We start from the raw sequence: 14,660 nt of genomic DNA, 5'->3' as shown, positions 1-14,660 counted from the left end.
AAAATGAACGCGCCAACAGCTAAGCAAAAGCATGGTATCCCGCATACTTCTCAGCGCAGTCGTCCTGCTTTTCGCCATGACCGCCGCGGCGTTCTCCCAGCCGAAGCGGGTGCTAATTGTTCATTCCGTCGGTCGCGATTTTTCGCCTTGGGATGACTACGCAAGAAAGATTCGCGAAGAGTTGAGGCTTCAGTCGAAAGATCCCATCGATATTTTTGAGGCTTCGCTGTCGACGGCTCGCTTCCCTGACGGGAACGAGGACGCCTTTGTCGACTATTTGAATGCAGTGTTTTCCGAACGCAAGCTCGACCTGATCATGACGATTGGCGGTCCCGCGGCGCGATTCTTTCAGCAAAACCGTCAGCGGATTTTTCCGTCGATCCCAACCTTGTACGCGGCCCTCGAGCAGCGGATTTCTCCGAACGCTCCGGCGACCGATGCGATGGTTTCCGTATCCATCGACGTGTTAGGCACTCTCGACCAGATACTGAAGTTGATTCCGGAGACGACCAAGGTATTCGTCGTGGTCGGAAGTTCTCCGATCGAGAAGCGATGGCTGGAGGAGATGCGCAAGCTGTTCCAACCGCTGACAAACCGGCTCGAGATCACTTATTCCAATGAACTGTCGCTGGAAGAGATACTCAAGCGAGTGGCTGTTCTGCCACCCGGGACCTTCATCGTGTACGCGCAGATGTTGGTGGACGCCGCCGGCGTCGTGCACGAAGGCGGTCGAGCCATAGACCGGATTCACGCGGTCGCCAATGCGCCTATCTTTTCGGAGCAGGACACGTTCTTCGGCCGAGGGATCGTCGGCGGCCGGATGACGAACATATCCGACGTCAGCCGCCAGACCGCCGCAGTTGCCGTGCGCATTCTGGGCGGAGAGTCGCCGGGCAGCATCAAGACGCCTCCAATCCCAGCGGCGTCGCCAAGATATGACTGGAGGGAGCTGAAGCGCTGGAATATCAGCGAAAGCCAGTTGCCGCCAGGCAGCGAAGTTGTCTTTCGCGTGCCCAGCCTCTGGGAGCAGTATCGCCCGCAACTAACGGCTGTTATGGCGGCAATCCTGCTGCAGGCAGGCATCATTGCATTGCTGCTCGTCGAGCGGCGGCGACGCCTTGTCGCCCAAGCGGAGGCGACCAGTCGTCGTCACGAGGTCGTTCGTCTGAATCGGGTCACGACCGCAAGCGTTCTGTCGTCATCGATCGCGCATGAACTCAATCAGCCGCTCGGAGCTATCTTGAGCAATACCGAGGCCGCGCAGATGTTGCTCAAGGCCCATCCGCTCGACATGGCGCAGCTCGGCGAGATCCTTTCCGATATCGTCCGGGATGAGCAACGTGCGAGCGAGATCATCAGCGGCCTGCGGAATCTGCTCAACAACAGAACGGAATCCGATCTGCAGACGCTCGATTTGAACGATACCGTGCGCGACGTCGTCAAGATTGTGTCTCCTGAAGTCACAAGGCGGGGAGTGATTTTACGTACCATTCTTGCCACGGAGCCATTACGGGTGCGCTGCGATCCGATTCATCTGCAGCAAGTCATCATCAACCTCGTGATGAATGGCGTTGACGCGATGGAAGAGGTGGCCAACCCGCATAATCTGACGATCCGAACAAATCTGGCTGATACCGGCGACGTCGAGGCCCGAATATCCGACTCCGGCACGGGTATCCCCAACGACAAGCTGGCCAGCATTTTCAATGCATTCGTCACGACGAAACCGCAAGGGACGGGGCTGGGACTCCCAATCGCGAGAACGATCCTCGAAAGCTACGGCGGCGAGCTCTGGGCTGAGAACCGTACCCGCGGAGCCGTGTTCTCATTTAAGCTTCCGCCGGCCAAAGCTTAGTAAAAGCTGACCCTGGGTAGTCCGCTTCTGGCGCGAAAGCGACCACCGGGCGTGGAAGCCGGTGGTCGACGATCAGAGCTCAATCTGTTCTGCCATATTCAAGGCGTCGTCTACCTCAATTCCGAGATATCGGACGGTGCTTTCTAACTTGGTATGACCGAGGAGAAGTTGGACTGCACGCAGGTTACCAGTTTTCCGATAAATCTGGGCAGCCTTCGTGCGGCGCATCGAGTGCGTGCCGTAAGATGCTGACTCTAAGCCGATGCTTTTAACCCAGCGATGCACCAGCCGGGAATATTGGCGGGTTGAAATGTGAGGACTAGCATGAATTCGAGTTGGGAAGAGGTATCGGGAGCCAGTGGCCCGCAGCGTTGGCAGCCAGGCTTCAACTGAATTCCTCGACTGCTCCGAGATCTCAAACTGAACCGGTCGTCCTGTCTTCTTTTGGACAATAGTCGCTCGACGCCGCACATTTGTTCCCAAGCAAATGTCCTCCAGTCGCAGTTTGACCAGGTCACAGGCGCGAAGTTTACTGTCGATTGCTAAGTTAAAGATCGCAAGGTCACGCTTTGACCCCGCGATTTCTAGGCGGACTCGAATTGACCATACATGCTTGGGCTCAAGAGGTTTCTTCTGGCCGACGAGCAATCCTTTGTTCCAAGGCCGTTGGCGTCGACCGACGGGGCGTGCGGGCATACGGGATCCTCCGCCATCCCGCCCTCCGCGTCGCTCTATCGCGAGCGAATGACTTTAGTGCTGACTGAGCATTCAAGCGTTGCCCACCAGTGTGCTCGCGATCGGCCGCTTTTGGCGCACAGCGGACGTTGGAAGATATTCGACCTGGCCATCTCTCATTGGCTGGACCTAGCTCAAGCTTCCTCATGATGGATTGAACCTTCTCGAGAAGCCAAGCACAATCAGCACTTAAGCCCACGCTCGATCCACCATGCCGTACCAAATGTAGTACTGCTCCATTCATGAGCGCTCCCTAGCGCATGATATCAGGCTTCATGCTGCTTTCGGCCACCACGGAGTGTTGTAGCTGCAGCTGCGATCCTGATCGGTTTGAGCGCGCCGCTAACTTCACGTTGAAGATTAGAGGAGGTGGGACCTTGGCCGGTGTGGGTCGGTAGCGCTCCCCCTCTACGCCTTCCCACTCTTTCCTACGCTCGACTACGATTATCAAGGGTTGGTGGTAGCGCTCTCGGACCGTTCCGTAGGCAAGACGCTTCCCGTTCGTCGACCAGTCTTCGCGCAATGAGCCCGTTACAGAATGCCTGACACTGGCTATCAGTCCCCGGCTCAGCTGGTCAGGTGTTAGATGCAAAGCAGACCAAGCTTTTTCAGGCGCCGACTTCTGCCTGTGACCCCGAGCGGACATACGATTGGAAGACCATGGTTCTCCGTTCATAACCATCAGCATTCGGATTAGCTGTTCCGCAGCTTTTCGATCGCATCGCGCACGAACGGATCAAGCCCCGCGCCGCCGGCGTCGAGATGAGCAAAGATCTGCTTCCGCATCCGCGGGTCCCAGAATTTTTTGATGTGCTCGGCGATTCCAGGCACCGCCTTGTCATGGCCCTGGCTCTGGAAGAATTTCCCGATCTGGTTGGCCATGTAGACCAGTCTGTCAGGCGACGACGACATAGGCAGCTTCCTTAACCTCGATAGGGGCCGCAATCCGTTCCGGATGCGTGAATATTTCGAACCCGTCCGAACGCGCGATCGCCGCGAGCGTGATGCCGGCGGCATCCGCTATCCGCACCGCGAGCGCGGTCGGCGCCGACACCGCCACCATCAGCGGCGCGCCGATCGCGGCGGTCTTTTGCACCATCTCGACCGAAACACGGCTGGTGAGCAGCACCACACCGTCGCCGGCCGCGACCTTGTCCCGCGCCAGCGCGCCGGCGAGCTTGTCCAGTGCGTTGTGACGGCCGACATCCTCGCGCAGCGCGATAATGCCGCGTCCTGGCGTCCAGAACGCGGCGGCATGCACCGCGTGGGTCTGGTGGTTGATCTCCTGCAGCGGCGTGAGCACAGCCATCGCCTTCATGATCTCATGCGGCGAGAAGGCGCGTCCATCAGGCACGATTGCCGCCGGCCTGACGGCCTCGGCAATCGACTCGACCCCGCAGATGCCGCAGCCGGTGGGGCCAGCGATATGCCGCCGCCGTTCGCCGATCGACTGCGCTTTCGCCGGCGCCAGCCACATCCTCAGTTCGATGCCGTCATCGAGCTCGACGATCTCGAGCGTCTCGATCTCGTCCGCCGACTGCACGATGCCTTCGCTCAAGGAGAAGCCGATGGCAAAGTCGCTGAGGTCCTCGGGCGTCCCCATCATCACGGCATAGGTGCCGCCATTATAGGTCAGCGCCAGCGCCGTCTCCTCTGGGATCAGGCGCACGCCATTGCTCAAATTGCCGTCGCGCCAGACCTTGCGCTCAGCGTTGTAGACGGGATCGCGCATCGTCACTCCGCGGCTTCCGCCGGCGCGATGCGGCGGGAGTGGCGAGCCTGCTCGTCATAGGCCTTCTGCCAGTCACTTGGACCATTGGACGGGGAAATCTGCACCGCCGTGACCTTGTATTCCGGACAATTGGTAGCCCAGTCCGAATACTCCGTCGTGATGACGTTGGCCTGCGTGTCCGGGTGGTGGAAGGTGGTGTAGACCACGCCCGGCGCCACGCGGTCGGTGATCTCCGCGCGCAACGTTGTTTCGCCGGCGCGGCTCGCCAGCCGCACCCAGTCGCCGTCGCGCACGCCGCGCTGCTCGGCGTCGTGCGGATGGATTTCCAGCCGGTCCTCGGCATGCCAGACGACGTTGTCGGTGCGGCGGGTCTGTGCGCCGACATTGTACTGGCTGAGGATGCGGCCGGTCGTCAGTAGCAGCGGGAATCGTGGCCCGGTGCGCTCGTCGGTCGGGATATATTCGGTGACCACGAACTTGCCCTTGCCGCGCACGAAGCCGTCGATATGCATGACAGGCGTGCCTTCCGGCGCCTTGTCGTTGCAGGGCCACTGCACCGAACCGAGCTCTTCCAGCCTGGCATAGGAGACGGCGGCAAAAGTCGGCGTCAGCGCCGCGATCTCGTCCATGATCTCGGAGGGGTGGGTGTAGCGCATCTCAAAGCCCATCGCCTTGGCAAGCCCGATGGTGACTTCCCAGTCGGCAAGTCCATTACGCGGCGTCATCACCTTGCGGACGCGCTGGATGCGCCGCTCGGCATTGGTGAAGGTGCCGTCCTTCTCCAGGAAGGTCGATCCCGGCAGGAAGACGTGGGCATAGTTGGCGGTCTCGTTGAGGAAGAGGTCATGCACGATCACGCATTCCATCGACGACAGCGCCGCCACCACATGCTTGGTGTTGGGGTCGGACTGCAGGATGTCTTCGCCCTGCACGTAGAGGCCCATGAACGTGCCTTCGATCGCAGCGTCGAACATGTTGGGAATGCGCAGGCCCGGTTCCGGATTGAGCTTGACGTTCCACATCGCCTCGAACTGGTCGCGCACGGCGTCGCCCGAGATATGCCGGTAGCCGGGGAGTTCATGCGGGAACGAGCCCATGTCGCAGGAGCCCTGCACGTTGTTCTGGCCGCGCAGCGGGTTCACGCCGACGCCGGGACGGCCGATATTGCCGGTCGCCATCGCGAGGTTGGCGATCGCAATCACTGTGGTCGACCCCTGGCTGTGCTCGGTCACGCCAAGGCCGTAATAGATCGCGCCATTACCGCCGGTGGCGAACAGCCGCGCGGCTTCGCGCAACACCTTCGGATCGACGCCGGTCATGATCGCGGTCGCTTCCGGGCTGTTCTTCGACAGCGCCACGAAGGCGGCCCACTCCTCGAACTCGCTCCAGTCGCAGCGCTCGCGCACGAAGGCTTCATCGACGAGGCCTTCGGTAACGATGACGTGCGCCAACGCCGTGAGCACGGCAACGTTGGTGCCGGGCATCAGCGGCAGATGCAACGCCTTGAGGTGAGGGGCTTCCACCATCTCCGTACGGCGCGGATCAACCACGATGAGCTTGGCGCCCTCGCGCAGCCGCTTCTTCAGCCGCGAGGCGAATACGGGGTGGGCGGAGGCGGGATTGGCGCCGATCACCATGACGACGTCGGTATGCTCGACGGAATCGAAATCCTGCGTGCCGGCCGAGGTACCGAACGTCGTCGACAGGCCGTAGCCGGTCGGCGAATGGCAGACGCGGGCGCAGGTGTCGACATTGTTGTTGCCGAATCCGCCGCGGATCAGCTTCTGCACCAGATAGGTTTCTTCATTGGTGCAGCGGGAGGAGGTGATGCCGCCGACCGCATCGCGGCCATACTTCTTCTGTATGCCCTTGAATTTCGCCGCGGCGAAGCTGAATGCCTCGTCCCACGAGACCTCGCGCCAGGGATCCTCGATCCGCTCGCGGATCATCGGTTTGAGGATGCGCTCCTTGTGTGTGGTATAGCCCCAGGCGAAGCGCCCCTTGACGCAGGAATGGCCGCGATTGGCCTTGCCGTCCTTGTAGGGCACCATGCGCACGACTTCCTCGCCGCGCATTTCCGCCTTGAAGGCGCAGCCGACGCCGCAGTAAGCACACGTCGTCACCACGGAATGTTCAGGCTGGCCGATCTCGATCACGGATTTTTCCGTCAGCGTCGCGGTCGGGCAGGCCTGTACGCAGGCGCCGCAGGACACGCATTCGGAGCCGAGAAAATTCTCGTTCATGCCGGGCGAAACGCGGCTGTCAAAACCGCGGCCGGAAATCGTCAGCGCAAATGTTCCCTGCACTTGCTCGCAGGCGCGGACGCAGCGCGAGCAGACGATGCACTTTGAGGGATCGTAGGTGAAATAGGGATTGGATTCGTCCTTCGGCAGCCAGGCAGCATTGGGTACGCCGTTGGATTTGGCGAACACATGATTCTCGCCCTCATAGCCGTAGCGGACGTCGCGAAGGCCGACGGCGCCTGCCATGTCCTGCAGCTCGCAATCGCCGTTCGCCGCGCAGGTCAGGCAGTCCAGTGGATGGTCGGAGATATAGAGCTCCATCACGCCCTTGCGCAGCTTCTTCAGCCGCTCGGTCTGGGTATGCACCACAAGTCCGTTCATGACAGGCGTGGTGCATGAGGCCGGCGTGCCGGCGCGGCCTTCGATCTCGATTAGGCAGAGCCGGCAGGAGCCGAAGGCGTCGACCATGTCGGTGGCGCAGAGCTTTGGGATCTGCGTGCCGGCTTCCATCGCCGCGCGCATGATCGAGGTGCCTTCGGGCACGGTGACGCTTTGGCCGTCGATGGTCAGCGTGACCATGTTTTCGGATTTGGACCGCGGGGTTCCAAAATCGGTTTCCTGGATCAGCGACATCGTGTTCTCCTTATTCCGCGGCTTCGAGATGAGCCGGTGCCGGGCCAAAGTCTTCCCGGAAGTGTTTGAGCGCGCTCAGCACGGGATAGGGCGTAAAGCCGCCAAGCGCGCAGAGCGAGCCGAACTTCATGGTGTTGCAGAGGTCTTCGACCACGGCGAGGTTTTCCGGGACGCGCTCGCCGCTGATGATCTTGTTGATGGTCTCAACACCGCGGGTGGAGCCGATCCGGCACGGCGTGCACTTGCCGCAGGATTCAACGGCGCAGAACTCCATCGCAAAGCGCGCCTGTTTTGCCATGTCGACGTTGTCGTCGAATACCACGACGCCGGCGTGGCCGATCAGGCCGTCGCGCGCCGCAAAGGCCTCATAGTCGAACGGCGTATCGAATAGTGCGCGCGGGAAATAGGCCCCCAACGGACCGCCGACCTGCACGGCGCGAACGGGACGGCCGGTAAATGTACCGCCGCCGATGTCGTCGATGAGTTCCCCAAGCGTGATGCCGAAGGCTGTTTCGAACAGGCCGCCGTATTTGATGTTGCCGGCAAGCTGGATCGGCATGGTGCCGCGCGAGCGTCCCATTCCGTAATCGGCATAGGTCTTGGCGCCGTTGTCGAGAATGAAAGGGATCGCCGCGAAGGACAGCACGTTGTTGATCACGGTCGGCTTGCCGAACAGGCCCTTGTGCGCCGGCAGCGGCGGTTTTGCGCGCACGATGCCGCGGCGGCCTTCGAGGCTTTCCAGCAGCGAGGTCTCTTCGCCGCAGACATAGGCGCCGGCGCCGACGCGAACCTCCAGATCGAAGCCGTGCGCGGAGCCGCCGATGCGTTCGCCGAGATAGCCGGCGTGCTTCGCCGCGGCGATCGCCTCACTCATCGCGATGACGGCATGGGGATATTCCGAGCGGATGTAGATGTAGCCCTTGGTGGCGCCGACGGCGATGCCGGCAATGGTCATGCCTTCGATCACCACGAGGGGATCGCCTTCCATGATCATCCGATCCGCAAACGTGCCGCTGTCGCCTTCGTCGGCGTTGCAGACGATGAATTTGCGGTCGGCCGAGGCCTGCGCCACCGTCTTCCACTTGATGCCGGTCGGAAAGCCGGCGCCGCCGCGGCCGCGCAGCCCCGAGGCGGTGACGTCGGCGAGGATGCCATCTGTGCCCAGCGTCAGCGCGCGCTCCAGGCCCTTGTAGCCGTCATGGGCGCAGTAGTCTTCGACCGAGCGCGGATCGATCACGCCGCAGCGTGCAAAAGTCAGTCGGGTCTGCCGCTTCAGCCATGGGATATCTTCCGCAATACCGAGTCGCAGGGGATGCGGCGCGTCGGTCGCCATCGCTTCGAGCACGGAAGCTGCGTCCGCAGGACTGACCGGACCGAACGCAACGCGTCCGCGCGGTGTTGCGACCTCGACCATCGGCTCCAGCCAATACAGGCCGCGCGAGCCGGTCCTGACGATCTCGACCGCGATGTTGCGCGCCTTGGCGGCCTGCGCCAGCGCCAGTGCGACGTCGTCGGCACCGACGGCAACCGCGCCGGCATCGCGCGGGACAAAGATACGCATCGTCATCGCTGCGCCTCCGCGACCAGCGCATCGAGGCGCGCCTCATCCAGCCGTCCCACCACGCGGCCGTCGAGCATCGCCGACGGCGCGGTGGCGCACAGACCGAGGCAATAGATCGGCTCCAGCGTAACGCGCTCGTCTGCCGTTGTGTGGCCGAGTGAAATGCCGAGCTTGGCTTCCGCGCGCGCGGCGAGTGCGTCGCCGCCGGCGGCCTGACAGGCCTCGGCGCGGCACAATTTCAGCACGTGCCGGCCGGCCGGCTCCTTGCGGAAGTCATGATAGAAGGTGAAGACACCATGCACCTCGGCGCGCGACAGGTTGAGCGCTTCGGCGACCATCGGGATCGCCGGCTCCGGCACATATCCGAACGCTTCCTGCAACGCATGCAGGATCACCAACGTCGCGCCTTCGATGCCGTCATGCTCAGCGATGATTTCGGCGGCGCGCTTTGAATCCCATGGTTCGTAAACCGGTGTCATCCGCGTTCTCATTCAGAGGTTGTTTCGTCCTGATGAGACGTGGAAATCTTCCAGATATCAATAAAGCTGTCTCATGTTGCGATACGGAAGAGCGATCAATAAGCGCATATGATCAGGCGATGCGAAACCGGAATGAGCGTTACATCTTTGCGGTTACGGCGCAGTTAGAATAGAAGGAAGCCATTTGGGACTCATTGCTATAGCCTCAGGCTATATTTTTAGGGAGGGCGCCATTGCCACCTTGCGGATTTGTCCACTTATGACAAAGATTTGCGCGATCCCGGCCCAAACAAGGAAACTCTGCATGAACCGACGCATTTTCCTTCTCGCGATCCTTCTGGCCTTCGCCGCGCCCGCGCTTGCCCAAGAAAAATCGATCATTGTGGCGTCGACCACATCCACCCAGGACTCCGGCCTGTTCGATCACATCCTGCCGCTGTTCAAGGCCAAGACTGGCATTGGCGTGAAGGTGATCTCTCAGGGCACGGGGCAAGCGCTCGATACCGGCCGGCGCGGCGATGCCGACGTCGTGTTCGTGCACGCCCGGCCGCAGGAGGAGAAATTCGTCGCCGACGGCTTTGGCGTGAAGCGCTTCGCGGTGATGTATAACGACTTCATCCTGGTTGGCCCGAACAGCGATCCGGCCGGCGTCAAGGGCGGCAAGGACATCGTCGCCGCACTGACCGCGATCAGGAACAAGGCCGCGCCTTTCGTGTCGCGCGGCGACAAGTCCGGCACCCATGCGGCGGAGCTTGCGCTGTGGAGGGCGGCCGCCATCGATATCGCCGGCGCTGACAAGGGCCCGTGGTATCGCGAGATCGGGCAGGGCATGGGCGCGGCGCTCAACACGGCGTCCGCCATGAACGGCTATGTGCTGGCCGACCGTGGCACATGGCTGTCGTTCAAGAACCGCGGCGAGCTCGACATTGCCGTTCAGGGAGACAAGCGGTTGTTCAACCAGTATGGCGTCATGCTGGTCAGCCCGGACAAGCATGCCCATGTGAAGAAGGAGCTGGGCCAGGCGTTCATCGACTGGCTGGTCTCCTCGGAAGGCCAGAAGGCCATCGCGGAGCACAAGATCAACGGCCAGCAGCTGTTCTTCCCGAACGCTGACGTGCCGGGCGCGTGATGGCGTCGAGTTCGCGGCGGGCATGCGCGATAGCGGCTGCGATCATCGGCATGGCCATGACATCGGCTGATGCCAACGAGCCGGCGCTGTTGCATGCGGCAGGCTCGTTGCGCGGGGCGCTCACCGAGGTCGCTGAAGCCTTCGCCGCGGATACCGGCACCAAGGTCGAAGCGAAATACGGACCGTCGGGAACGCTGCGCGACGAGATCGCCGCCGGCAGCCGCGCGCAGGTGTTTGCGTCCGCCAACATGGAACATCCGCAGTCTCTGGCCACCGCTGGCCGCAGCAGCCCGGTCGTGCTGTTCGCACGCAACCGGCTCTGCGCGCTGGTGAAGCCGGGTCTGTCCGTTACGCCGGAGACACTGCTCGAGATCATGCTGCGCGAAGATGTGAAGCTCGGTACCTCCACACCGAAGGCCGATCCGTCCGGCGACTATGCGTTCGGCGTGTTCGCCAAGGCAGAAGCGTTAAAGGCCGGAAGTCGCAAGGCCCTCGAGCAGAAGGCCCAGCAACTCACCGGCGGGCCGTCGAGCGCCCCCGGACCTGCCGGCCGCAGCGTCTATGGCTGGCACGTGGCGGAAGGCCGCGCCGATATCTTCCTCACCTACTGCACCGGGGGGCTGGTGGCGCAGCGGGAAAGTCCCGGGCAACAGATTGTGAGTCTGCCGGAGCCGCTTGCCGTCGGCGCCGACTACGGCATGACCGTCATGAATGACAGCCCGCCTGCCGCGCACCGCCTTGCGCTGTTCATCGTATCCGCTAAAGGACAGCAGATACTGGCGAAGCACGGATTTTCCGTGCCCGCCCTCAGCCAGGGAGAACAGCGATGAAACTCAGCGCGCGCAACATGCTCAAGGGCAAGATCGTCGACGTGACCCAGGGCACAACGACCGCGCATGTGAAGATCGACATCGGCGGGCAGATCGTCACCTCGGCGATCACCAACGAGGCGGTCGATGCGCTCAAACTCGCCAAGGGGCAGGAGGCCTATGCCGTCATCAAGGCCTCCGACGTGATGGTGGCGATCGATTGACGGGGCTTGACCGGCGCGCGTTCACGGGCGGGGTGCTTGCGGCGCTGGCCGCGCCGCGCGCGCGGGCGGCCGGAACGGTCCAGGACGCCGCCGGGCGCAGCATCGAGGTACCCGATCGCGTCACGCGGGTGTTTCCGGCCGGGCCGCCTGCCGCGATCATGCTCTATACGCTGGCGCCGGAGCTGCTGCTCGGCTGGCCGCGCGCCAACCGCGCGGAAGAATGCACGCTGATGCTGCCGAACGTATGCACGCGCCCGGAAGTCGGCCGTCTCACCGGCCGCGGCAACACAGCCAATCTCGAATCCGTGCTGGCGCTGAAGCCGGATTTGATCCTCGACGTCGGCTCGACCGCGCCGACCTTCGTCTCCCTGGCCGCGCGCGTGCAGGAGCAGACCGGCATTCCCTATGCGCTGCTCGACGGCCGCTTCGAGGTGATGCCCGCGACCTACCGGCTTCTCGGCAAGCTCACGCTCCGCGATGCCGAGCCGCTTGCGGCATACACGGAGGAAACGCTCGTCAAGATCCAGGCGCGCGTGAACCGCATTCCCGAAAATGAACGGCCGCGCGCCTACTACGCCCGCGGGCCGCGCGGGCTGGAAACCGGGCTCGGTGGGTCCATCAATGTCGAAACCATCGAATATCTGGGCGCGCGCAACGTCGCGGGCGAGCGAAAGGGCGGACTCACCACGGTCTCGATCGAGCAGGTGCTGCTGTGGAATCCCGATGTCATCGTCACCATCGATCGCGACTTCGCGGCCAATGTGCGTAGCGATGCCCTGTGGAGGGAGGTCGCCGCGGTACGCTCCGGCCGCGTGCATCTGTCACCAAAGCTGCCGTTCGGCTGGGTCGATTTCCCACCCTCGGTGAACCGCCTGATCGGGCTGTGGTGGCTGGCGCAGATCTTCTATCCCGATCATTTCCAGGAAGACATCCGCACGCTGACGCGCGACTTCTACACGCGCTTCTATCATGTGACGCCTTCGGACGCCGATCTCGACCGTGTGCTGGCGGGGAGGGAGTGATAGGCTTTCGCGATGGCTCGCTCCAGCGTCCCCGGCCTCCTGATCTCGGCTCTCATTCTCGTTGCGGGGCTGTTGCTCGCCTTCACCGCCGGCCGCTTCGCCGTCTCCCTCGGCGATGTCTTTGCAGTGATTGCGGCCAAGCTCACGGGCACTTCCGCGAAAGTCGCGCCCGCCGTCGAAACCGTGATCTGGCAGGTGCGCGGCCCGCGCGTCGTGGCAGCCATGCTGATCGGCGCGGCGCTCGCGGTGGCCGGCACCGCCTTCCAGGGCCTGTTCCGCAATCCGTTGGTGTCGCCCGATATTTTGGGCGCGTCCTCCGGCGCCTCGCTTGGCGCCGTGCTCGGCATCTTCTTCTCGCTCGGCATCTTCGCCATTCAGGCGCTGGCCTTTGCCGGCGGCCTCGTCGCCGTCGCGGCCGTCTACATGATCGGCTCCGCGGCGCGGGCGCGCGATCCCGTGCTGGTGCTGGTGCTCGCCGGCGTCGTGATCGGCGCGCTGCTTGGTGCGGGCGTTGGCCTACTCAAATATCTGGCTGATCCCTACAATCAGCTGCCGGCGATGACGTTCTGGCTGCTCGGCAGCCTCGCCGCCGTCAGCCCTGCCGACCTCGTGCCGCTGTTCGGGCCCGTCGCGCTCGGCACCATCGCGCTGCTGGCGCTGCGCTGGCGCATGAACGTGATGTCGCTGCCGGACGAGGAGGCGAAGGCGCTCGGCGTGCCCACCGGCCCGCTGCGCATTGCCATCGTCGCGGCGGCAACGCTCGTTACTTCCGCCAGTGTCGCGACCGCCGGCATCATCGGCTGGGTCGGCCTCGTCGTACCGCATATCGCCCGCACCTTGGTGGGCCCGGATTTCGGCCGGCTGATCCCGGCCGCCGCGCTGATCGGCGGCGGTTTTCTGCTCGCAATCGACACGCTGGCCCGCACCATGGCGCCGATCGAGATCCCGCTCGGCATCCTCACCGCATTCGTCGGCACGCCCTTCTTCATCTGGCTGCTCGCCAGCGTCTCCAAAGAATGGTCCGCGCCATGATGCTGGAAGGCCGCAGTCTCACCATCGGCTATCGCGACCGCTTGGTCGGCAGCGGGCTCAACGTGGGTCTGCGCACCGGCGAGGTGCTGGCATTGCTCGGCCCCAATGGCGGCGGCAAGACCACGCTCCTGAAAACCTTGCTCGGTCTGCTTGCGCCCAAGGCCGGCGACGTTCGGCTCGGCGACCGGTCGTTGGCGGGCTATTCCAGCCGCGAGCGCGCCCGGCTGATCGCCTATGTACCGCAATCGCATGCCGCGACCTTTGCCTTCACCGTCGAGACGGTGGTGCTGATGGGCCGCAGCGCGCATGGCAACCTGTTCAGCCGGCCGACCGCGGCCGATCGCGCGGTGGTGGCGCGCATGCTCGAGCGCTTCGGCATCGCGCATCTCGCCGACCGTCCATACACCATGATTTCCGGCGGCGAGCGCCAGCTTGCGCTCTTGGCGCGTGCGCTGGCGCAGGAGCCACAATTCGTTGTGCTGGACGAGCCGACCGCGAGCCTCGACTTCGGCAACCAGGGCCGCGTCATGCGCGAGATCCGCGCCCTCGGCGCCTCCGGCCATGGCGTGCTCTTCACCACGCACGATCCCAACCACGCCATGCGCGCTGCCGACCGCGCATGCTTGTTGCGCCAGGGCGCCGTGATCGGCGAGGGCCCGGCAAAGGACGTGCTGACGCTCGGTAATCTCTCGGCGCTCTATGGCGCGAAGATTCAGCGCCTGACCGACGCCGGCGGCGACCAGGCGTTTCTGCCGGAGTAGGGCTCAGCCTTCATTTGCCTGGGAAGAAATTTCCGCAACTCGTTACCGCGCCAGGTCTGCACGGCGAATTCTTCCGTTACCTGTAGGAGCCCTTCGCCCGCGTGATCGCATTTGACTCAGTTGGAAAATTTCCGTGAGATATCAATGCGAAGAGAGTGTCTCTTAATCAGCGGGTTCCAGGTTCGAGCCCTTACGATTTCTTGTGCGCTTGATGATGGCGCCAAGACAGCTCAGGCGCGCTCCTTCACGCACTGAGCGGTTATGGAATGGCCGCTTTCGGGGGTAGAGCAGACATGGCTCGGACAACCGTCGATGTCAGCGAATGACCCTGGCTGTGTGAAAACGCGCGGATTGAAGTGATTCTCGGAGTATGATTCTCACGCGATTTGCGGGGGAATCGGATGAAGCGCTTCGTTGAGGGGCTGGATCGTGGGCAAAGCACGCT

The 14,660-nt window shown here is 63.0% G+C and carries 13 protein-coding genes; 7 read left to right on the top strand and 6 right to left on the bottom strand.

The features are described 5' to 3' along the window. Positions 1–76 precede the first annotated feature (76 nt). Positions 77–1,855 carry a sensor histidine kinase gene (locus C7G61_RS37125; protein WP_190242144.1) on the top strand — a complete coding sequence of 593 codons (1,779 nt, stop codon included), beginning with the start codon at positions 77–79 and terminating at the stop codon, positions 1,853–1,855. 72 nt (positions 1,856–1,927) lie between these two features. On the opposite strand, the gene C7G61_RS37120 is transcribed toward C7G61_RS37125, so the two are convergent. From C7G61_RS37120 to C7G61_RS37095, 6 genes are all read right to left on the bottom strand, one after another. Continuing rightward, complete coding sequence (locus C7G61_RS37120; RefSeq protein WP_108522637.1) at positions 1,928–2,551, bottom strand: tyrosine-type recombinase/integrase; 624 nt, start codon at positions 2,549–2,551, stop codon at positions 1,928–1,930. A gap of 732 nt (positions 2,552–3,283) precedes the next feature. Continuing rightward, positions 3,284–3,502, bottom strand: coding sequence for a formate dehydrogenase subunit delta (locus tag C7G61_RS37115; RefSeq protein ID WP_108522636.1), 219 nt, complete (start codon positions 3,500–3,502; stop codon positions 3,284–3,286). Beyond that, on the bottom strand, positions 3,486–4,322 hold the full coding sequence (gene fdhD / locus C7G61_RS37110) for a formate dehydrogenase accessory sulfurtransferase FdhD (protein WP_108522635.1): 837 nt from the start codon (positions 4,320–4,322) through the stop codon (positions 3,486–3,488). Before fdhD ends, C7G61_RS37115 begins: the two co-directional genes overlap by 17 nt. Positions 4,323–4,324: 2 nt before the next feature. Next, positions 4,325–7,198, bottom strand: a complete 2,874-nt coding sequence (fdhF, locus tag C7G61_RS37105) for a formate dehydrogenase subunit alpha (RefSeq protein WP_108522634.1) — start codon at positions 7,196–7,198, stop codon at positions 4,325–4,327. Positions 7,199–7,208: 10 nt separating this feature from the next. Further along, positions 7,209–8,765, bottom strand: coding sequence for a formate dehydrogenase beta subunit (locus C7G61_RS37100; RefSeq protein WP_108522633.1), 1,557 nt, complete (start codon positions 8,763–8,765; stop codon positions 7,209–7,211). Next, a complete protein-coding gene (locus tag C7G61_RS37095) occupies positions 8,762–9,238 on the bottom strand; it encodes a formate dehydrogenase subunit gamma (RefSeq protein WP_108522632.1) in 477 nt (158 codons plus the stop codon). Before C7G61_RS37095 ends, C7G61_RS37100 begins: the two co-directional genes overlap by 4 nt. Positions 9,239–9,542: 304 nt before the next feature. Here C7G61_RS37095 and C7G61_RS37090 point away from each other — a divergent pair, with 304 nt between their 5' ends. The 6 genes from C7G61_RS37090 to C7G61_RS37065 are packed head-to-tail and all read left to right on the top strand — an operon-like array spanning position 9,543 to position 14,215. Then, positions 9,543–10,367: an ABC transporter substrate-binding protein gene (locus C7G61_RS37090; RefSeq protein ID WP_108522631.1), complete on the top strand. Its 825-nt coding sequence runs from the start codon at positions 9,543–9,545 to the stop codon at positions 10,365–10,367. Then, positions 10,367–11,197: a molybdate ABC transporter substrate-binding protein gene (locus tag C7G61_RS37085; protein WP_108522630.1), complete on the top strand. Its 831-nt coding sequence runs from the start codon at positions 10,367–10,369 to the stop codon at positions 11,195–11,197. The genes C7G61_RS37090 and C7G61_RS37085 overlap by 1 nt, the downstream gene beginning before the upstream one ends. Next, complete coding sequence (locus tag C7G61_RS37080; RefSeq protein ID WP_108522629.1) at positions 11,194–11,400, top strand: TOBE domain-containing protein; 207 nt, start codon at positions 11,194–11,196, stop codon at positions 11,398–11,400. Before C7G61_RS37085 ends, C7G61_RS37080 begins: the two co-directional genes overlap by 4 nt. Next, the gene (locus tag C7G61_RS37075) at positions 11,397–12,422 is read left to right on the top strand and encodes an iron ABC transporter substrate-binding protein (protein ID WP_244608641.1); all 1,026 of its coding nucleotides are present in this window, start codon (positions 11,397–11,399) and stop codon (positions 12,420–12,422) included. The genes C7G61_RS37080 and C7G61_RS37075 overlap by 4 nt, the downstream gene beginning before the upstream one ends. A gap of 12 nt (positions 12,423–12,434) precedes the next feature. Next, entirely contained in the window at positions 12,435–13,454 is a 1,020-nt protein-coding gene (locus tag C7G61_RS37070; protein WP_108522628.1) for a FecCD family ABC transporter permease, read from the top strand. Beyond that, positions 13,451–14,215, top strand: coding sequence for an ABC transporter ATP-binding protein (locus tag C7G61_RS37065; protein ID WP_108522665.1), 765 nt, complete (start codon positions 13,451–13,453; stop codon positions 14,213–14,215). The genes C7G61_RS37070 and C7G61_RS37065 overlap by 4 nt, the downstream gene beginning before the upstream one ends. Positions 14,216–14,660 lie beyond the last annotated feature (445 nt).

Origin of the sequence: Bradyrhizobium algeriense (assembly GCF_003062295.1) — a bacterium.
GTDB lineage: Bacteria > Pseudomonadota > Alphaproteobacteria > Rhizobiales > Xanthobacteraceae > Bradyrhizobium > Bradyrhizobium algeriense.
The sequence above is the reverse complement of the archived record's forward strand: the minus strand, read 5'-3'. Positions and strand labels throughout refer to the sequence as shown.